This window comes from Polaromonas sp. P1_G1 (assembly GCF_056405595.1).
Genome location: NZ_JBFUBU010000006.1, coordinates 94,299 through 113,298 on the forward strand (window position 1 = coordinate 94,299; position 19,000 = coordinate 113,298).

The 19,000-nt window shown below is 65.0% G+C and carries 19 protein-coding genes; 4 read left to right on the forward strand and 15 right to left on the reverse strand.

Going from position 1 to position 19,000, the window contains the following annotated elements; translation table 11 throughout:
- Positions 1 to 48: 48 nt before the first annotated feature.
- The 3 genes from tolB to AC1D1Y_RS04085 are packed head-to-tail and all read right to left on the reverse strand — an operon-like array spanning position 49 to position 2,974.
- Positions 49 to 1,338, reverse strand: a complete 1,290-nt coding sequence (gene tolB / locus AC1D1Y_RS04075) for a Tol-Pal system beta propeller repeat protein TolB (RefSeq protein WP_477681214.1) — start codon at positions 1,336 to 1,338, stop codon at positions 49 to 51.
- Entirely contained in the window at positions 1,335 to 2,207 is an 873-nt protein-coding gene (locus AC1D1Y_RS04080; RefSeq protein WP_477681215.1) for a glycosyltransferase family 2 protein, read from the reverse strand. The genes tolB and AC1D1Y_RS04080 overlap by 4 nt, the downstream gene beginning before the upstream one ends.
- Complete coding sequence (locus tag AC1D1Y_RS04085) at positions 2,204 to 2,974, reverse strand: glycosyltransferase family 2 protein (protein WP_477681216.1); 771 nt, start codon at positions 2,972 to 2,974, stop codon at positions 2,204 to 2,206. The genes AC1D1Y_RS04080 and AC1D1Y_RS04085 overlap by 4 nt, the downstream gene beginning before the upstream one ends.
- Before the next feature lie 148 nt (positions 2,975 to 3,122).
- On the opposite strand from AC1D1Y_RS04085, the gene AC1D1Y_RS04090 reads away from it, so the two are divergent.
- The 3 genes from AC1D1Y_RS04090 to AC1D1Y_RS04100 are packed head-to-tail and all read left to right on the forward strand — an operon-like array spanning position 3,123 to position 7,059.
- Complete coding sequence (locus AC1D1Y_RS04090) at positions 3,123 to 4,403, forward strand: O-antigen ligase family protein (RefSeq protein WP_477681217.1); 1,281 nt, start codon at positions 3,123 to 3,125, stop codon at positions 4,401 to 4,403.
- Positions 4,400 to 6,172 carry a lipid A export permease/ATP-binding protein MsbA gene (gene msbA, locus AC1D1Y_RS04095; RefSeq protein ID WP_477681218.1) on the forward strand — a complete coding sequence of 591 codons (1,773 nt, stop codon included), beginning with the start codon at positions 4,400 to 4,402 and terminating at the stop codon, positions 6,170 to 6,172. Before AC1D1Y_RS04090 ends, msbA begins: the two co-directional genes overlap by 4 nt.
- 14 nt (positions 6,173 to 6,186) lie before the next feature.
- On the forward strand, positions 6,187 to 7,059 hold the full coding sequence (locus AC1D1Y_RS04100; protein ID WP_477681219.1) for a glycosyltransferase family protein: 873 nt from the start codon (positions 6,187 to 6,189) through the stop codon (positions 7,057 to 7,059).
- Positions 7,060 to 7,072: 13 nt separating this feature from the next.
- On the opposite strand, the gene AC1D1Y_RS04105 is transcribed toward AC1D1Y_RS04100, so the two are convergent.
- From AC1D1Y_RS04105 to AC1D1Y_RS04155, 11 genes are read right to left on the reverse strand one after another with little or no spacing between them, the layout of a single operon-like run.
- A complete protein-coding gene (locus tag AC1D1Y_RS04105) occupies positions 7,073 to 8,263 on the reverse strand; it encodes a glycosyltransferase family 4 protein (RefSeq protein WP_477681220.1) in 1,191 nt (396 codons plus the stop codon).
- On the reverse strand, positions 8,260 to 9,003 hold the full coding sequence (locus AC1D1Y_RS04110; RefSeq protein ID WP_477681221.1) for a polysaccharide deacetylase family protein: 744 nt from the start codon (positions 9,001 to 9,003) through the stop codon (positions 8,260 to 8,262). Before AC1D1Y_RS04110 ends, AC1D1Y_RS04105 begins: the two co-directional genes overlap by 4 nt.
- 13 nt (positions 9,004 to 9,016) lie before the next feature.
- Positions 9,017 to 10,519 (reverse strand): ribonuclease G, encoded by a 1,503-nt coding sequence (gene rng, locus AC1D1Y_RS04115; protein WP_477681222.1) that lies wholly within the window; start codon positions 10,517 to 10,519, stop codon positions 9,017 to 9,019.
- 31 nt (positions 10,520 to 10,550) lie between these two features.
- Complete coding sequence (locus AC1D1Y_RS04120) at positions 10,551 to 11,153, reverse strand: Maf family protein (RefSeq protein WP_477681223.1); 603 nt, start codon at positions 11,151 to 11,153, stop codon at positions 10,551 to 10,553.
- Positions 11,154 to 11,161: 8 nt separating this feature from the next.
- Positions 11,162 to 11,629, reverse strand: a complete 468-nt coding sequence (gene rlmH / locus AC1D1Y_RS04125; RefSeq protein ID WP_477681224.1) for a 23S rRNA (pseudouridine(1915)-N(3))-methyltransferase RlmH — start codon at positions 11,627 to 11,629, stop codon at positions 11,162 to 11,164.
- On the reverse strand, positions 11,626 to 12,420 hold the full coding sequence (rsfS, locus tag AC1D1Y_RS04130; RefSeq protein WP_477681225.1) for a ribosome silencing factor: 795 nt from the start codon (positions 12,418 to 12,420) through the stop codon (positions 11,626 to 11,628). The genes rlmH and rsfS overlap by 4 nt, the downstream gene beginning before the upstream one ends.
- Before the next feature lie 29 nt (positions 12,421 to 12,449).
- On the reverse strand, positions 12,450 to 13,082 hold the full coding sequence (gene nadD / locus AC1D1Y_RS04135) for a nicotinate (nicotinamide) nucleotide adenylyltransferase (RefSeq protein ID WP_477681226.1): 633 nt from the start codon (positions 13,080 to 13,082) through the stop codon (positions 12,450 to 12,452).
- Positions 13,079 to 13,999, reverse strand: coding sequence for an oxygen-dependent coproporphyrinogen oxidase (hemF, locus tag AC1D1Y_RS04140; RefSeq protein ID WP_477681227.1), 921 nt, complete (start codon positions 13,997 to 13,999; stop codon positions 13,079 to 13,081). Before hemF ends, nadD begins: the two co-directional genes overlap by 4 nt.
- A gap of 52 nt (positions 14,000 to 14,051) precedes the next feature.
- Complete coding sequence (purD, locus tag AC1D1Y_RS04145) at positions 14,052 to 15,353, reverse strand: phosphoribosylamine--glycine ligase (protein WP_477681228.1); 1,302 nt, start codon at positions 15,351 to 15,353, stop codon at positions 14,052 to 14,054.
- Positions 15,350 to 15,628 (reverse strand): hypothetical protein, encoded by a 279-nt coding sequence (locus tag AC1D1Y_RS04150; protein ID WP_477677070.1) that lies wholly within the window; start codon positions 15,626 to 15,628, stop codon positions 15,350 to 15,352. Before AC1D1Y_RS04150 ends, purD begins: the two co-directional genes overlap by 4 nt.
- A 17-nt stretch (positions 15,629 to 15,645) precedes the next feature.
- On the reverse strand, positions 15,646 to 16,371 hold the full coding sequence (locus tag AC1D1Y_RS04155; protein ID WP_477681229.1) for a YebC/PmpR family DNA-binding transcriptional regulator: 726 nt from the start codon (positions 16,369 to 16,371) through the stop codon (positions 15,646 to 15,648).
- An 88-nt stretch (positions 16,372 to 16,459) separates the two neighbouring features.
- Between AC1D1Y_RS04155 and AC1D1Y_RS04160 the strand changes: the two genes are divergently transcribed.
- Positions 16,460 to 17,986 (forward strand): helicase HerA-like C-terminal domain-containing protein, encoded by a 1,527-nt coding sequence (locus AC1D1Y_RS04160; RefSeq protein ID WP_477681230.1) that lies wholly within the window; start codon positions 16,460 to 16,462, stop codon positions 17,984 to 17,986.
- 24 nt (positions 17,987 to 18,010) lie between these two features.
- On the opposite strand, the gene AC1D1Y_RS04165 is transcribed toward AC1D1Y_RS04160, so the two are convergent.
- Positions 18,011 to 18,901: an alpha/beta fold hydrolase gene (locus tag AC1D1Y_RS04165; RefSeq protein ID WP_477681231.1), complete on the reverse strand. Its 891-nt coding sequence runs from the start codon at positions 18,899 to 18,901 to the stop codon at positions 18,011 to 18,013.
- Positions 18,902 to 19,000: the final 99 nt, after the last annotated feature.

Sequence of the window (19,000 nt, forward strand, 5' to 3'; positions counted from 1 at the left end):
AAATAAAAAATGGGCCGGGTTGACGATTGAAAAAAAGACCGCTGCCGATCAGCGCTGGAAAGGGCCCCAGTCGGGCTCGCGAATATCGCCGCTGGCGCCGGACAGCTTTGCCTTGATCTTGCCGTCCAGCGTGGTGGTCATCAGCGCTTCCCTGCCCTGCTGCTGGGTGGCGTAAACGATCAGGCGGCTGTTGGGCGCGAAGCTTGGGCTCTCGTCGGCCGAGGTTTCGGTGATTGGAGTGACCGTCCCGGTGGCAAGTTCCATGACGTGCAGCTTGAAGGCGCCGCCCACCCGGGAGACATAGGCCAGCCAGCGCCCGTCGGGGCTGATCGCGGGGGAAATGTTGTAGCCCCCGGTGAAGGTGACGCGCTCGGCATTGCCGCCGCCCGGGCTCATACGGTAGATCTGCGGCGCGCCGCCGCGGTCGCTCACGAAGTAGATGTAGCGGCCGTCGGGCGAGAACGCCGGTTCGGTGTCGATGCTGGAAGACTGGGTCAGCCGTTTCGGCTCGCCGCCATTGAGGCCGATCGCATAAAGCTGGGACCCGCCGTCGCGGCTCAGCGTCGCCACGAGCTGCTTGCCGTCCGGCGACCAGGCCGGTGCGCTGTTGGAGCCGCGGAAGTTCGCCAGCAGGCGCCGCTTGCCGCTGGCCACGTCATGCGCGTAGATCACCGGCTTGCGGGATTCAAAGGACACATAAGCCAGTTGCGAGCCGTTGGGCGACCAGGCCGGTGAAATGATGGGCTCCGGGCTGGTCAGGGCCGACTGCGCACCCTCACCGTCGGAGTCGGCCACCCAGAGGTTGTACTTCTGGGCCGCCTTGGTCACATAAGCGATGCGCGTCGAGAAGATGCCCTTCTCGCCGGTCAGCTTTTCATAGACGAAATCGGAAATGCGGTGGGCCGACAGCCGCAGGTCGGCCGGGCCCACGGTGTAGCTCTGCCCGCCCAGGTCTTGCCCGCGCACGATGTCCCAGAGGCGAAGGCGGACGTCGTAGCGGCCGTCGGCCAGCAGCGTCACGCTGCCCGTGACCATGGAATCCGCGCCCTTTTGCCGCCAGGCGCCCAGATCAGGGCGGGTGTTTTCATCGGCAGTGACGCCGGTGGTGTCGACCGGGCGGAACATGCCGCTGCGTTCGAGGTCGGCCCGCACGATGGCGCCGATTTTCTGCGGCGCCTGCGCATCGCCGCGAAACGCGGCAACGGCGATGGGCAGCTGGGTCAGGCCGACGCCGGACACCTCGACGCGAAACTGCGCGAAAGCCGGCAAGACAGGGAAAGCGCTGGCCGCCAGCAGGCTGACGAGGGTACGGCGGCGTAGAAAAGGTGCAATGCTCATAGGGGAGATTGGGATCCGTGCAGGGAGGTTATTTTGACGGTGGAAGCAAGGGCAGAGGAAGGCTCAAGTTCACGAAGCCCTTTTTCGGCCAGGACCACATCGGTTTTCATGCGTTCAAGCACCCTTTTTTTGTTGATGGATTCCTGGTCGCGCGGGTTCTCGCGGTGCCAGAGGTGGAAGACTTCGGTGCCCATGAAACCGTTTTTCCGGTGGACGCCCAGGTTGTGGAGCCTGAGTACGAGGTCGGCATCTTCATGCCCCCATCCCTGGAAGGTTTCGTCGAATCCATTGACATCGGCAAAGTCCGAACGCCAGACGCCAAAGTTGCAGCTGCGTATGCCATGCCAGTGAAAGCCTTGTTTTACCCTGAATAAACGCCGCGGCCAGGGGAGCAGGTGCAATAATTTGTTGCTGTCCCCCCTGAGCCGCGCACCCAGCCAGAACCATACAGGACGGCTGGGCAGGTCGATAGCGCCATTGACTACACGTTCTGTCAGACGTTCGCTGATAAGCACCCGGCTCCCGTTCAGGAAACAGCCTTTTTCGGCCAGCCGCGTGTGCTGCGCCACAAAGGCCTTGTTGGGCACGCAGTCCCCGTCGAGGAACACCAGGTAGTCGCCCGTCGCCTGGCTGGCGCCCAGGTTGCGCGCCCGCGCCGCCGTAAAGCCCACATCGGGATGCCAGATGTGGCGCGCCGGGCACCTGAACGCCGGGCACTGGTCGAACAGCATCCGCACCTGCTCGGGCCGCGAACCGTCGTCGGCCACCAGCACCTCATGGCCTTCATCGCACTGCGCGGCCAGCGAGCGCAGCACGGCCAGCAAGGCATCCGTGCGGTTGTAGGTCAGGACGATGAAGCTGATCTTCATGGGGCGTCCGGCACTCCCTTGGCCTCGCGCCGCAGCAGCCAAAGCTTGAGATAACGGTAATAGGTGCCTTCGGCGTTCGAGATCGCCAGCACCAGGCCCATCCTGCCGTCCAGGAAACCCAGGCGCAGGACATAGGTGCGTATGAAGGCCCACAGGCCGTGCCCTATGGCCTTGCCGACCGAGGCCGACCGGCCTTTGCCCAGCAGGCTTTGCGCGCCCGCCGTGGAATAACGGTTGGCCTTGTCCAGCACCGCCTCGAAGTTGCGGAAACTTTCATGCAGCAGCTGCGAACGCAACTGGCCTGTCGGCCCCTGGGCCAGGACTTTTTCGTGCACCAGGTCCTCGCTGAAGCGAGCTGCGGCGCGGCGGAACAGGCGGGTGACCCGGTCGGGGTACCAGCCCGAATGGCGCATGTATTGCCCGCAATAGCTCGAGAGCCGGGGAAAGCAATACACGTCGAAGGCCGGCGCCTTGAGGCAAGCCAGGATTTCCACTTGCAACTCGGGCGTCACCCGCTCGTCGGCATCGAGCGACAGCACCCAGTCCGAAGTGGCCAGCGCCAGGGCGCGGTTCTTCTGGATGCCGAAGCCCTGCCAGTCGGGGCTGGCGCTGACCTCGGCGCCCAGGGAACGGGCAATCTCCACGGTGTCGTCGGTGCTGCCGGAATCAAGCACCACCACCTGGTCCGCGAAGCTCACGGAACGAAGGCAGGCCGCTATGTTGTGGGCCTCGTTGTGGGTGATGACGGTGACGGACAAGCTTGCCAACGGTGCCTTTTTGATGAGGTGAGAGAAGCGCCGGCGCAGGGCGCCTGCACAGGATTTTGCCAGTGAAACAGGCCCTCTCCATGCGCCGACAGCATAGCAGAGCCCTCCCCGCCGCCCGGCCTCCGGACGGCAAGTGGAATCGCCGATAATGCGGCATCCATCAGGCAACCCCACGACCATTTTGCGAATCAAGACAATCAATTTCCGGCTTGCCGTCATCTGCCTGGCGGCGGCCTCCGTGGGGTTGTCAATCGCCATCATCAGCATCGCCAAGCTGTTTCTGCTCGGCTGCGTCCTGGCTGTCCCCTTGCTCGCCAGGAACCTGCCCAAAAATGGCGCCTCCCTGACAAAAACCTGGACGCCGTGGGCGGTGCTCACGGCGCTGCTGGCATTTGTGCTGAGCCTGGCCTGGACTGTCGCGCCGCAGGGAGAGGCATTGGGCTCGCTCGCCAAATACGGCAAGCTCCTCATCATCATCGTGATGATGGGACTGATCCGGGAGCGCCGCGAGGCAATGTATGCCCTGGGTGCATTTGCGTTTTCGCAAGTGCTGGTGGTCGCCAGTTCATGGCTGCTTTTTGTCCACCTGCCCGTCGCCTGGGCAAGCTCCCGCACCACACTGAGCCACTACACGGTCTTTTCCGGCTATCTCGACCAGGGCATCATGAGCGCCGTCTTCGCCGCGGTGTGCTGGCATTTGCGGAGCCTGGTGCCCGGCCGCTACGGCCCGCAAGCGGCCGCCGTGGTGGCTGTGGCCGCCCTGGCCAACGTGTTCTTCGTACTGGCCGGCCGCAGCGGCCAGGTGGTCGGCGTCGCCCTGTTGTCGCTGGCCATCATGTGGCAGCTTCCCAAAAGGTACCGCATCGCCGCGGTCGCGCTGCCCTTCCTGCTGGTGCTGGCGCTGTTTGTGAGTTCACCGACGATGCGGGAAAGGCTGACCTTGCTCAAGACCGAAGTGCAAGCCTATTCGCCGCAGCGGGACACCAACACCTCATCGGGTGTCCGGCTGACTTTCTGGCGAACGGCTGCCCAGCTCACCGCCCAAAAGCCGCTTGCCGGCGCGGGCATCGGCAGCTGGAGCACTGAATACAACCGGATCGAACACCAGAAAAACCCGGCGCATAAAGACATAGAGCCCAACGGCAACCCGCACCAGGAATACCTGCTGTGGGGCGTGCAGCTCGGCATTCCCGGCCTGTTGCTGATCGCCGCCTTCATGCTCTCCGTGCTGCGCGACACCTTGAAAATGGAAACGCCCTACGCCCGGGCCGCGCAGTCCGCCTTGCTGGCGCTGGCTGTCGCCTGCCTGTTCAATTCCAGCCTTTATGACGGCCTAATCGGGGATTTCTTCTGCGTCCTGATCGGCCTGCTGCTGGCATTGGGCTTGAGCAAACCCGCCGGCCCGCCCTCACCCGAACGCGCAACGTGAGCGCCTCCGCCGACACCGCTACCGCCGCCACGGCCCCAAGGCAGAGCCTGTGGCGTCGCCTCGCGCGGGTCTGGCCCTACTTCAGCGGCTCGCGCACCGGCTGGGCGCTGGCCGTGGGCGCGACCATCGTCGCTTCGGCCACCGAGCCCTTTGTGCCGGCCCTGCTCAAGCCCCTGCTGGACCGCGGCTTCCAGAAAGGCGCGCTCGACCTCTGGCTGGTGCCGGTCACGCTGATCCTGCTGTTCGCCGTGCGCGGCATCTCCGGCTTCGTGGCGCAGTACGCCCTGGCCAAGGTCACCAACGAGGGCCTGCAGTCCCTGCGCCGGGCGATGTTCGGCAAGCTGCTGAGCTCGCGCCTGTCGCTGTTCGCGGACCAGTCCTCCAGCGCCATCGCCAACACCGTGGTCTACGAGGTGTTCAACGGCTCGTCGATGATGATCAATGCCGTCATGAAGCTGGCGCGCGACGTCCTCACGCTGGCGGCGCTGGTGGCCTACCTGCTGTTCCTCAACTGGAAGCTGATGCTGATCGTCTCGCTGCTGTTCCCGGCAGTGGCCCTGGTGATCCAGCTGCTGACGCGGCGGCTGTACCGCCTGACCCGCGAAAGCCAGGTCGCCACCGACAACCTGGCCTACGTCGTCGAAGAAAACGTGCTGGCCCACCGCGACGTGCGCTTGCACGGCGCGCAGGCCGGCCAAGCCTCGCGCTTCGAGCTACTCAGCAACACGCTGCGCCGGCTGTCCATCAAGTCCACCGTCGCCTACGCCGGCATGAGCGCCATCACCCAGGTGCTGGCCGCCATGGCCCTGTCCGCCGTGATCTCCATTGCCCTGCTCCAGGGCTCGGAAAACACCACCACGGTGGGCGGCTTCGTGGCCTTCGTGACGGCCATGCTGCTGCTGATCGCACCCATCAAAAGCCTGTCCGACGGCGCCACGCCCATCACACGCGGGCTGGCGGCGCTTGAGCGCGGGCTGGACCTGGTCGACCTCATCGAGGATGAAAGCAGCGGCAGCGTCAACAAGGCCAGGGTGGCCGGCGACATTGAGTTTTCCGGCGTCAGCGTAGTCTACAAGCCGGATGCGCCGCCGGCGCTGGACGGCATCAGCCTGTCGATACGCGCCGGTGAAACCGTGGCCCTGGTCGGCTCTTCCGGCTCCGGCAAGACCACGCTGGCCAGCCTGCTGCCGCGCTTTGTCGATTACAGCGCCGGCGCCATACGGCTGGACGGCACCGAGCTGAGGGACTGGGACCTGGCTTCGCTGCGCTCGCAGTTCGCCTTCGTGAGCCAGCACGTCGTGATGTTCAACAACAGCATGGCCTTCAACGTCGCGCTGGGCCAGTCCTTCGACAGGGACAAGGTCGTGCGCTGCCTCGCCGCCGCCAACCTGGGCCAGCTGCTCGAGGAACTGCCGCAAGGCATAGATACCGTGCTCGGCCACAACGCCATGCAGCTGTCCGGCGGCCAGCGCCAGCGGCTGGCGATTGCCCGGGCGCTGTACAAGGACGCGCCCGTGCTCATCCTCGACGAAGCCACCTCGGCCCTGGACACGGAATCGGAAAAAGCCGTGCAGGAAGCCATACAGCGGCTGGCCGCGGGCCGCACCTCGCTGATCATCGCCCACCGGCTGTCCACCATCCAGCACGCCGACCGCATCATCATGATGAACGCCGGCCGCATCGTCGAGCAGGGAAGCCATGCGGCGCTGCTCCAGAACAACGGCGCTTACGCCCATCTCTACCGCCTGGGCTTCCAGGGCGCAGCCTAGAAAGTCATTTCCCGATGCCAGTTTCCATCAGCGGCTTTACCTTTATTCGCAACGGCGTGGGCCTGGGCTTTCCGTTTGAGGCCTCCATCCGCTCCCTGCTGCCCCTGGTTGATGAATTTGTCGTGGCCGTGGGCAAGGGCGAGGACGACACGCTGGAGCGCGTGAAAGCCATCAACGACCCGAAGATCCGCATCATCGAAACCCTGTGGAACGAGCGCATGGCCGACCGCGGTTTTGTCTATGCCCAGCAAAAGATGATCGCGCAGTATTCGTGCACCGGCGACTGGGCCTTCTACCTCGAAGGCGATGAAGTCGTGCATGAGGGCGAGCTCGCCGCCATACGCGCCAGCGTCGAGCGCCACCACCACAACCCGGCCGTCGAGGCGCTGGTTTTTGACTACCTGCATTTCTACGGCTCGCCCGACTGGATCTCCATCAGCCCCGGCTGGTACCGCCGCGAATGCCGGCTGATCCGCAACACCATACGCAGCTACGCGCCCGACGGCCAATACTGGCTGGTCACCACCCAACACAAGCGCGGCCGCAATCCCCAGGCCGCGCTGGCCAACGCGCACATCTACCACTACGGCTGGATACGCCGCAACGAGGAAATGCAGAAGAAGCTGGACCAGGTCAGCAAGTACTGGGGCGAAGCCCGGGCCGCGCAGATCACCTACAGCCAGTTCGACCGCCGCGCCCTCGCCCCCTTCACCGGCACGCATCCCGAGGCGGTGCGGCAATGGCTGGCCACCGAGGCCGAACCTGTGCTGAACATAGACCCGGCCTACAAGCCCACGCCCAAGGAAAACAAATACCACTTCATGCGGCAGGTGGAGACATTGACCGGGCTAGACTTCAGCCGCAAGCACTTCAAGCTGGTGGCCTGAAGCCGGGCACGGTTCAAAGCGGCGCGTCCTTCGCCGCGACGGCGGAAAAGTACAGCGCTTCCTGCTGCAGTGCAATTTCACGCCACTGGTAGTTCGCTGCAAAGGCCGCTGCGCCCCGTGACAGCGTTTCCCGCGGCGCTGCTTGGCCCAGCAAATCCCCCAGCACCCGCGCCAGCTCGCCCGCATCCCGGGGATCATCCAGCAGCAGCGCATTGGCGCCCTGCGCCAGCAGCCCGGCAATGCCGCAGTACTTGGGCCCGCTGACCACCACCGGCAGGCCGTGGGCCATGGCCTCCAGCACCACCATCGCAAAGGTGTCCTCAAAGGTGGGATGCACCAGGATGTCGGCGGCTTCGTAGGCCGGGCTCACGTCCTTGAGGGCCCCCAGAAAGAAAACCCGCGAACCCAGCTTGAGCGCCTCGGCCAATGCGCGGAACTCGGCAATGTGGGCCGGGTTGCCCACCACCGCCAGCACCACGTCATCCGGCAACTGGGTCGTGGCTTGCAGCAAGGCCTGCAAGCCCTTCTTGCGGTAATCGTTTCCGACAAACAGCAGGCAGCGTCCTTCCGCCGGCAAACCCAGCCCTGCTCTTGCCTCGCGCTTGCGGTCCATGGTCACCGGCAGGCAGGGCATGTTGATGCCCGGCGTGACCACCGAAATTACCGCGCGGCAGTTCGGGTAGCTGGCCTCCATGATGGGCCGCAGGCTTTCGGAGGTCACCACCACCTGCCGGCCCGGGCTGGCGGCATAGCGTGCGCGCTCCAGGCCCAGGTAGGCCAGCAGGCGCGGGCTGGTCACGACCTTGATCCAGCGCAGGGCACGGCGCAAGCCTTGGCGCCCCTGGAACAGGCTGTACTTGACCGGCAGCACGTGCACCGTCTGCACCTCGCCGTGCCAGGTGTTCTCATGCGAATGCACCACGTCAAAGCCGCGGCGTGTCGCCCACCAGGTGGCCGTGGCGAACCACAGCTGGTTGATCCAGCGTGGCTTGCGCAGCGGGGCCGAAACCTTGTGATAAATCACGCCCGGCCATTGGTGGTCGATCTGCTGCGCGAACACATGCACCTCGTGCCGGGCCGCGAGCTGCTCGACCAGCGCTATGGAATAACGTTCCGCACCGCCGCCGGTCGGGGAGAAAGTCCGGTTGAAAACGGCGATGCGGAGTTTGCGGGCCTCAGCGGCCGACGGCATGGGCTGGCTCATTTTTTCCGGCGGTCTTCGTAGGCCGTGGCGACCTTGAGCCAGAACACCGGCAAGGTGGTCGAACGCAGCACCGGCACTCGCGGCAGCCGCAGCAGGTCCATGCCCTCATGGCAGCGGCTGCGCTGGGTGGTGGTGGCGGTGGCAAAACCCAGCGTCCTCGCCATCTCGACATGCCTGGCCTCGAAATGGCCGTAGGGATAGCAGAAATGCCCGACCGGCCCGCCCGTGACGGACTCCAGCCCGGTTTTGCCCCGCACCATTTCCTCGACGCAGCCCGCCTCGTCGGTTTCCAWCAGGTTGGCATGGCTGTGGGTGTGCGAGCCTATCTCCTGTCCGCCCGCCACCCATTGGCGGATCTCGCCCTCGTCCATCAGCGGCGTCTGCGGGATGCCGATGCCCTCGTCCCAGATGTTGGTCTTCCCGAGCAGCCCGCTGACCGCATAACAGGTCGACGAAAAGCCCTGTTTCACCAGCACCGGCAAGGCGTGGGTCAGGTTGTTGCGGTAGCCGTCGTCAAAGGTGATGCCCACGACCTTGCCGCTCAACTCGCCGCGCAGGTAAGGCAGCAGGCCGCTCATCGAGAGGCCGGTGTAGCCCAGGCGCTTGAGCCAGGCCATTTGCCGCGCGAAAGCCGCCGGCGACACGTAGAGCCCGCGGAACGGGCTGCTGCCCTTGGGCGGAGCCTCGGCGATCTGGTGGTAGACCAGGATGGGGATGGGTTGGCGGTTCAGGGTCGGCATGGACGGAAAGGGTTCACAGCAGCACGATGTCGTATTGCTCCTGCGCCATCGCGGCTTCGGCCTGCAGGGAAATCGGCTTGCGGATGAAGTCGCTGAGGCTGGCCAGGTGCTGGCTTTCCTCGTCGAGGAAGAGTTCTATCACCTTGGGCGAGGCCACCACGCGGAATTCGCGCGGGTTGAACTGGCGCGCCTCGCGCAGGATCTCGCGCAGGATGTCGTAGGTCACGCTGCGCGCGGTCTTGACCACGCCCTTGCCCATGCAGGCGCTGCAGGGCTCACACAACTGGTGGGCCAGCGATTCGCGCGTGCGCTTGCGTGTCATCTCCAGCAGGCCCRGTGCAGAAAAACCGTTGACCGTGGTCTTGATGCGGTCGCGCGCCAGCTGTTTCTGGAATTCGGCCAGCACCGCGTCGCGGTGGTTTTCCCGGATCATGTCGATGAAGTCGACGATCACGATGCCGCCCAGGTTGCGCAGGCGCAGCTGGCGCGCGATGGCCTGCGAGGCCTCCAGGTTGGTCTTGAAGATGGTGTCGTCGAAATTGCGCGCGCCGACAAAACCGCCAGTGTTGACGTCCACCGTGGTCAACGCCTCGGTCTGGTCGATGATCAGGTAGCCGCCCGACTTCAAGTCCACGCGACGGCCCAGGGCCTTGGCGATCTCCTCGTCGATGTTGAAGAGGTCGAAGATGGGCCGCTCGCCGCCATAGTGCTGCAGCTTCTGTACGGTGGCCGGCATGAACTCCATGGCGAAAGTCTTGAGCTTTTCGAACTGCTCGCGCGAATCTATGCGTATGGTCTGCGTGTCCYCCACCACCAGGTCGCGCAGTACGCGCTGCAGCAGGTTCAGGTCCTGGTGCAGCACCGAGGCCGGCGGCAGGCGCAGCGAGGCGTCCTTGATGCGCGCCCAGGTCTTGCGCAGGTAGGTGATGTCCTCGGCCAGTTCGGCATCCGTCGCGTCCTCGCCGTTGGTGCGCAGGATGAAACCGCCGCCCATGTCGCCGGCCAGGGCCTGCACGCGCTGGCGCAGCTCCTCGCGCTGCCGGGGCGGTATTTTCTGCGAGACGCCGATATGGTTGTCCTGCGGCAGGAAGACCAGCAGGCGGCCGGCGATGCTGATCTGCGCCGTCAGGCGCGCGCCCTTGGTGCCTATGGGGTCCTTGAGGACCTGCACCATCACCGCCTGGCCTTCGAACAGCTGTTTTTCAATCGGCTGCAGCGAGGCCATGGCCGGCGCCGTGAGGCCGCCGGCTGCGGCCTGGGCATCGCTGTCGGCATGGCGGCTGCTGATGCTGCTCATCAGATCGGCCACGTGCAGAAAGGCCGCGCGGTCCAGCCCGATGTCGATAAAAGCCGACTGCATGCCGGGCAGCACCCGGGCCACCTTGCCCAGGTAGACATTGCCGACCAGGCCGCGTTCCAGCGTACGTTCGACGTGAAGCTCCTGCACCGCGCCGTGCTCGACCACCGCCACCCGGGTTTCCTGGGGCGACCAGTTGATCAGGATGTCTTGTTGCATGGGGGTCCTGAAAAAGTGTGGAGTTCGGAGGCTAGAGGCGAATGCCGGCGGCTTTCAGTAAAAGCGCCGTTTCCCTCAGCGGGAGCCCCATGATGCCACTGTAGCTGCCGTCTATCCGGCTGATGTGCATGGCCACCCTGCCCTGCACCGCATAAGCGCCGGCCTTGCCCATGGGCTCGCCGCTGGCCACGTAGCTGCGTATCTCGGCCGATGTCAGTTCGTCAAAACTCACGCGCGAATTGCTCAGCGCCGCGAAACGGCGGCGCCCTGCCTGCACCGCCACGGCGGTCAATACCCGATGCGCGCCGCCCGAGAGTTCGCCCAGCATACGGGCCGCGTCTTTCGCGTTATCCGGCTTGCCGTAAATCACGCGTCCCATGGCCACGGTGGTGTCCGAACAGAGTATGGGCGCCGGCGGCAGCTTGCGCCGCTTCATGCGCGCAACCGCCGCATCGAGCTTGAGGCCGGTGACACGCTGGACGTAGCTGGCGGGGGCCTCGTTCCTGAGCACAGCTTCCAGCGATTCGGCATCTTCTTCAGCGTCCGGCAGCAGCAACTCATGGCGTACGCCGAGTTGCTCCAGCAGTTGCCGCCGCCTTGGGCTTTGCGAGGCCAGGTAGATGAAGTCAACCATGGACGGGACTACTCACGATGATAGGGATGGTTGATGGTGATGCTCCACGCGCGATAGAGCTGTTCAATCAGCAGCACACGCACCATGGCATGCGGCAAGGTCAGGTCCGAGAGGCGCAGGCGTTCATGCGCGGCCTGCTTGAAACCGGCGTCCAACCCGTCGGGCCCGCCTATCACGATGGCCACGTCGTCGCCGGACAGCTGCCAGGCTTTAAGCCTTTCGGCCAGGGCCACGGTGGTCACGGCTGTGCCGCGTTCATCGAGCGCCACGACACGGGTGCCGCGCGCGATGCTGGCTTCTATGCGCCCGCGCTCGGCGGACAGCAGGTTTTCCAGGGTCTTGGAGGCGCGCGGCTCGGTYTTGAYGGCYTTGAGCTCGACCTTGAGTTCGGGCGGAAAGCGTTTGGCGTAGTCGTCGTAGGCCGTCTGCGCCCAGTCGGGCACCTTCTGGCCGACGGCTACGATCGTCAGCCTCATTTGCTCCGGGAAGCGGTTTTCCTGGGGGCGGGTTTCTTCGCCGTGGTCTTGGCGGCGGCCACGGCCGTTTTCCGGGCGACGACCTTTTTGGGTGCCGGGACCTTGACGATGGGCGTCTTCACGGCGGGCTTGGCCGTCTTGGCTCCAGCGCGCGCCGGCTTGGCGGCGGGCTCGGCCACCGTCGCGGTCGCGTTGCGTTTGGCGGTCCAGTCGTTGGTCTTGCCGACGCGTCCCACATAGCTGGAGTCAGGGGCCTTGGCGGGCGCCTTGGCTGGTGCTTTTGCCGCCGATTTGGCAGCCGTCTTTGCGCCTGGTTTGGCGGCGGTTTTAGCGCCGGCGCGGGCTGCCTTGGGCTTGGCCGCGGGTTCGGCGTCGGGTTTGGAGGCCTTCACCAGCGGCGCGGGCGCACCGAGTTTCTGCTTGATGGGCTTGTCGCCCCAGAGCTCTTCGAGGTGGTAGTACTGGCGAATGGTCGGCTGCATGATGTGCGCCACCGCGGCGCCGCAATCGACGATGATCCATTCCCCGTTGTCTTCGCCTTCGATGCGCGGCTTGGCGAAGCCGGCGTCGCGCACCGCATCGCGCACGCTGGCGGCCAGCGCCTTGGTCTGGCGGTTGGAGCTGCCCGAAGCGATGATCACGCGCTCGAACAGCGAGGTGATGTGTTCGGTGTCGAAGACCTGGATGTCCTGCGCCTTGACGTCCTCCAGGCCATCAATGATGGCGCGCTGCAATTTCTGCACATCCTTTTTATCGGCGGCGGCGGAGGTTTTGGCGGTGGTGGAGGTCATGCAGTGTTGTGCTTCGATAAGGTAGGGAATTAATGGGAACGGTATAGCTGGTGCAGTGAAATATAACGCGCAACGGCTTCAGGGACCAACCGGGTAATTTCCCCCGCCGTGGCCGCGCCGGAAGCCGTTAACTGGCGTATCTGGGTGGCGCTCACGGGCATCAGGGGGAGATCGAGCAGGGTAAAACGGCTGCCGCGGCTTTCATAGGCCTCAAACTGAGGCTCGGCCGGCATGGATTGTGCGCGGCCAGCTATACAAATTATAGCAAGGTCAATGATGTCCTGCCACCGGTGCCATTGCCGGAAGGCGGCGAACTGGTCGGCGCCTATAAACAGGTAGAGATGGGCGCCCGGATTCTCGGCCTGCAGCGCCAGAAGTGTGTCTATTGTGAAGGTCGGCCCGGGGCGCTGCACCTCGCGTTCATCGACCTGCACATGGGGAATCGGCTCGAACGCCAGCCTGGCCATGGCCAGCCGGTGGGCCGGCGCGCTCAGGGCCTGCGACTTGTGCCAGGCATGGCCCGTGGGCACCACATACAGCGTGTCCAGCCCGAACTGCGCGACGGCAGCCTCGGCCAGGGCCACATGGGCGTTGTGCGGCGGGTCGAAAGCGCCGCCAAAGACGCCGATGCGTTTGCTCGCGGGAGGCGGCTTTGCGTTCAAACCCAGTCCCGCCGCGGCAAAAACGCCGTGTACAGGCGCTCTTCAGGGCTGCCGGGCTCGACGCCGCGCTGGTAGGACCAGCTCGCCAGCGGCGGCATGGACATCAGGATGGACTCGGTGCGGCCGCCCGACTGCAGGCCGAAATGCGTGCCGCGGTCCCAGACCAGGTTGAATTCAACGTAACGGCCGCGCCGGTAAAGCTGGAATTCGCGCTCACGCTCCCCGTAAGGCGTGTCCTTGCGCCGCTCCACGATTGGCAGGTAGGCCTGCAAGAAGGAGTCCGCCACGCCCTGCATCATGGCAAAGCTGCGCTCGGGGCCAAGTTCCTGGAAATCGTCAAAAAACACGCCGCCTATGCCGCGCTGCTCCTGCCTGTGCTTGAGGTAGAAGTATTCGTCGCACCACTGCTTGAAGCGCGGATACTTGTCCTCGCCGAAAGGCACCAGCGCGTCCTTGCAGGCCTGGTGGAAATGCACGGCGTCTTCCTCGAAGCCGTAATACGGCGTCAGGTCCATGCCGCCGCCGAACCAGCAGACCGGTGCATCGGGGCTGGCAACCGGCGTCGCGGCCAGCATGCGCACATTCATGTGCACCGTCGGCACATAGGGATTGCGCGGATGGAACACCAGCGAAACGCCCAGCGCCTCAAACGGCGCGCCGGCCAGTTCGGGCCGGTGCTGCGTCGCCGAGGGCGGCAATTTGGGCCCGCGCACATGCGAAAAGCCGCAGCCGGCGCGCTCGAACACCTTGCCCTGCTCCAGGATCATGGTCAGCCCGTTGCCCTGCAGCGTCTCGCCGGGCTCCTTCTGCCAGCGGTCGGCCACAAAAGGGCTGCCGTCGATGTCGGAGATGGCGCCGGTGATGCGCTGCTGCAGCGCCAGCAAAAAGTCTCGAACGCCTGAAATATCGGTAGTCATGCTGAGGTGTTCCCCAAGAAACGGGCGCCGGGCAGCGGCACCCGTCCGGTGATCAGGGCTTGAGCGCGCGCCAGCCGATGTCCTTGCGGTACTGCGCGCCGTCAAAGCCTATGCCTTGCGCCACTTCATAAGCGCGCTGCTGCGCGGCTTTCACCGTGCTGCCCAGCGCCGTCACGCAGAGCACGCGGCCGCCCGAGGTCAGCGTCGCGTCGCCTTCCTTGCGCGTTCCGGCGTGGAACACCATGGCGTCCTCGGGCGCGTCGCCGGGTTTGACCAGGCCGTGGATCACATCGCCCTTGCGCGGGTTCAGCGGATAGCCGTGCGCGGCCATCACCACGCCCAGGGCCGGACGGCGGTCCCAGTCGAGCTCGATCTGGTCCAGCCCGCCCGAGGTGGCCGCCATCATCACGTCATAGAGGTCGGTCTTGAGCCGCATCATGATGGGCTGGGTTTCCGGGTCGCCCATGCGGCAGTTGAATTCGAGTGTCTTGGGCTTGCCCTCGGCGTCGATCATCAAGCCCGCGTACAGGAAACCGGTGAAGGGAATACCGTCTTTTTCCATGCCCTTGATGGTCGGCAGGATGATCTCGCGCATGGCGCGGCCGTGCACCTCGGGCGTGACCACCGGCGCCGGCGAATACGCGCCCATGCCGCCGGTGTTCGGGCCTTCGTCGCCGTCCAGCAGGCGCTTGTGGTCCTGGCTGGTGGCCATGGCCGCCACGTTCTTGCCGTCGCACATCACGATGAAGCTGGCTTCCTCGCCCTGCAGGAACTCCTCGATGACGACGCGCGCGCCGCCCTCGTTGTGCGTCACGCCCAGCGGGTTGAAGTCCGGGTTGGGCGCGAGCATGAATTCGATGGCCTCGTGCGCCTCGTGCAGCGTCATCGCCACCACCACGCCCTTGCCGGCCGCCAGGCCGTCGGCCTTGACGACGATGGGCGCGCCTTTTTCGTCCACGTAGGCGTGGGCCGCGGCCGCGTCGGTAAAGGTTTCGTATTCGGCCGTGGGAATGCCGTGGCGCTTCATGAAGGCCTTGGAAAAGGCCTTGGAGCTTTCCAGCTGCGCGGCAGCCTTGGTCGGGCCGAAGACCCGCAGGCCGTGCGCGCGGAATTCATCGACCACACCGGCGGCCAGCGGCTGCTCGGGGCCCACCACGGTCAGCGCGATCTTTTCGGCCGCCGCCCATTCGCGCAGCGCCTTCACGTCGGTGATCGCGATGTTTTCCAGCCGCGCATCGAGCGCCGTGCCGCCGTTGCCGGGCGCGACGTAGACCGCCTGGACTTTCGGGGACTGGGCCAGTTTCCAGGCCAGCGCGTGCTCACGGCCGCCACCACCAATAACAAGAACTTTCACGGGAGGTTCAATCTAAAAAACAGCAAATAGCTGAGGTACACAACAAGAATAAATACGATGCCGAAAATGACCTTGGCGGCCGCCTTGCCTCGGCGCTGCATCTCCAGCGCCTGGTCGTTGACTTTGCCGGCCTTCATGATGTTGGCCCGGGTTTCGTCGACCAGCGACTTCTGCACGGCCAGGGATTCCTTCTGCAACGCAATGGCCTCGCCGCGCAGGCGGTTGCCCTCCTGCAGCAGGGTTTCAATGCGGGCCAGCCGTTCCGAATCGTCCATCATCTCACCCTTGGGCTTCAGTTTTCGAGCGCCGCATTGTGGAACACGTCCTGGGTGTCGTCCAGGTCTTCCAGCACGTCCAGCAGCTTCTGCATCTTGCGGGCGTCGTCGCCGGTGAGTTCAATCGTGTTGTCGGCGCGCATGGTGACTTCGGCGATCTCGGGCTTGAGGCCGGCAGCCTCCAGCGCGTTGCGCACGGCCTCGAAGCCGGTGTAGGGCGTGAGCACCTCGATAGCGCCGTCTTCATGCGTGATCACGTCGTCGGCGCCGGACTCCAGCGCCACTTCCATGACCTTGTCCTCGCTGGTGCCGGGCGCAAAAATCAGCTGGCCGCAGTGCTTGAACTGGAAGGCCACCGAGCCCTCGGTGCCCATATTGCCGCCATTCTTGGAAAAGGCGTGGCGGATCTCGGCCACGGTGCGCACCTTGTTGTCGGTCATGCAGTCCACGATGATGGCYGCGCCGCCTATGCCGTAGCCCTCGTAGCGCACCTCTTCGTACTGCACGCCTTCCAGGCTGCCGGTGGCCTTGGCGATGCCGTATTTGACGTTTTCACTGGGCATGTTGGCCGCTTTGGCCTTGTCCACCGCCAGACGCAACCGCGGGTTGATGCCCAGGTCGCCGCCGCCCATGCGGGCCGCGACCATGATCTCGCGCATCACGCGCGTCCAGATTCGCTGGCGTTTTTCGTCCTGGCGGCCCTTGCGGTGTTGAATATTCGCCCATTTACTATGACCAGCCACGACGGAAACCCTTTATTCAATGCTTTTTGGTGATTAATTGATTTAATCTACAAACCGCATTTTACTTTTTCACCCACTCCACACCGCCATGGCCGAAACCACCGCCCTCCCCCTGCTCATCGCCCGCAACGCCGACACCCAGTGCGAACTGCTGCCCGGCCTGGCGAACCGCCACGGCCTGATCACCGGCGCCACCGGCACCGGCAAGACCGTCACGCTGCAGACCCTGGCTGAGAATTTCTCGAAAATCGGCGTTCCGGTCTTCATGGCCGACGTCAAGGGCGACCTGACCGGCATCAGCCAGGCCGGCACCATAGGCGCCAAGATGGCCGGCGTGCTCAAGGAGCGCGGCATAGAGATTCCCGAATCGCTGGCCTGCCCGGCCACGCTGTGGGACGTCTTCGGCGAGCAGGGCCACCCGGTGCGCGCCACCGTCTCCGACATGGGGCCGCTGCTGCTGGGCCGCATGCTCAACCTCAACGAGACCCAGGCCGGCGTGCTCAACCTGGTCTTCAAGATCGCCGACGACAACGGCATGCTGCTGCTGGACCTCAAAGACCTGCGCGCCATGCTGCAGTACGTGGGCGACAACGCCAGCGAGTTCACCACCCAGTACGGCAACGTCAGCGCCGCCAGCGTGGGCGCCATCCAGCGCGGCCTGCTGCAGGTCGAAAGCCAGGGCGGCGAGAAATTCTTCGGCGAACCCATGCTCAACATCAGCGACTTCATGCAAACCGTTGATGGCAAGGGCGTGATCAACATCCTGGCCGCCGACAAGCTCATGAACTCGCCGCGCCTGTATGCCACCTTCCTGCTGTGGATGCTCTCCGAGCTGTTCGAGCAGCTCCCTGAAATCGGCGACCCCGAAAAGCCCAAGCTGGTCTTCTTCTTCGACGAGGCACATTTGCTCTTCAACGAAGCGCCCAAGGTCCTGGTCGAACGCATCGAACTGGTGGTGCGCCTGGTGCGCTCCAAGGGTGTCGGCGTGTATTTCGTGACGCAAAACCCGCTGGACATCCCCGATTCGGTGCTGGCCCAGCTCGGCAACCGCGTGCAACACGCGCTGCGCGCCTTCACGCCACGCGACCAGAAGGCCGTCAAGGCCACGGCGCAAACCATGCGGCAAAAGCCCGGCCTGGACATCGAAACCGCCATCACCGAACTGGCCGTCGGCGAGGCGCTGGTCAGCCTGCTCGACGCCAAGGGCCGGCCCGGCATCACCGAACGCGTCTATGTACTGCCGCCCGGCAGCCAGATCGGCCCCATCACACCGGCGCAGCGGCAGGCCCTGCTCCAGGGCTCGCTGGTCGCGGGCGTCTATGAAAAAACCGTGGACCGCGAATCGGCCTACGAAAAAATCAAGGGCCGGGCCGAAGTGGCGGCGACCGAAGCGGCCAAGGCGCCCCAGGGCGGTGCGGCCGGCACCAGCGACTCCGGCGGCATCATGGGTGGCCTTAACGACGTACTGTTCGGCACAACAGGCCCGCGCGGCGGCAAGCACGACGGCCTGGCCCAAAGCATGGCCAAGTCCGCCGTGCGCACCATGGGCTCGGCCGTGGGCCGCGAGATCATCCGCGGCGTGCTGGGCAGCATCTTCGGCGGCAAGAAACGCTGACGGGGTGGCCAGGCGTTAAAGGCTCTATAGGCCGGCGCCCGAAGGCGCATGCACCCGGCCCAGGAACTCCCGCACCAGCGGCACGATCTCTTCCAGGTTGGTTTCCAGCGCCCAATGCCCGCCGCGCAGCAGGTGAAACTCGGCGCCGGGAATATCGCGCAGATAGGCTCTCCCCGCGCCCTCGGGCATATAGCCGTCCTGCGGACCCCACACAATCAGCGTGGGTGGCCGGTGCTGCCGCAGGTAGGCCTGGTATTTCGGGAACCACTGCAGGTTTTCCTTCAAGCCCTCCATCAAGGCCACCGCGATGGCGCGGCGCCGGGGGTTGTTCATCAGCGGCCATGACAGGCGCCACAGGTCGGGCGGTATGCGGGCCGCCAGGTCGGCATCGACCTCGCCGATGAATTCTTTCCTGAAACCCTCCTCGCTCACCGCCTCTTCGAGTTTGGCGCGCGCCGCCTGAGTGGGATTCGCCCAGTAGTCCTGGATCGGCTGGTATTTGGGGCCCAGTTGGTCCTCGTAGATGTCGCCGTTCTGGATGATCAGGGCGGCCACCCGTTCGGGGTGGCGCATGGCCAGGCGCAGCCCGATCTGCGATCCATAGTCGTGCAGGTAGAGCGCATAGCGTTGCAGTCCCAGGCGCTCGGTGAACGCCTCCAGAAAATCCGCATAGCCTTCGAATGAGCAGGACTGTTCGCTGCTCTCCGGCGTGCCGCTGTAGCCGAATCCCGGATAGTCCGGCGCGACCAGCCGCCAGCGGTCGGCCAATGCCGGCATCAAGTTGCGGTACTGGAACGAGGAACTCGGGTAACCGTGCGGCAACAGCAGCACAGGCGCGCCCGGCGGCCCGGCCTCCCGGTAAAAGATGGGCAGGCCGTCGATCTCAAGGGTTTTGTGTTCCGTGGGAAAGCGCATGGTTGGTGCTTCGTGTGCTTGAACGGGTTGATAAGGGGTTGAGGCTTAAAGGGTTGATGCTTCACCCCGAAAGTACAGGCCCGCGAAGCCATCCCGTGT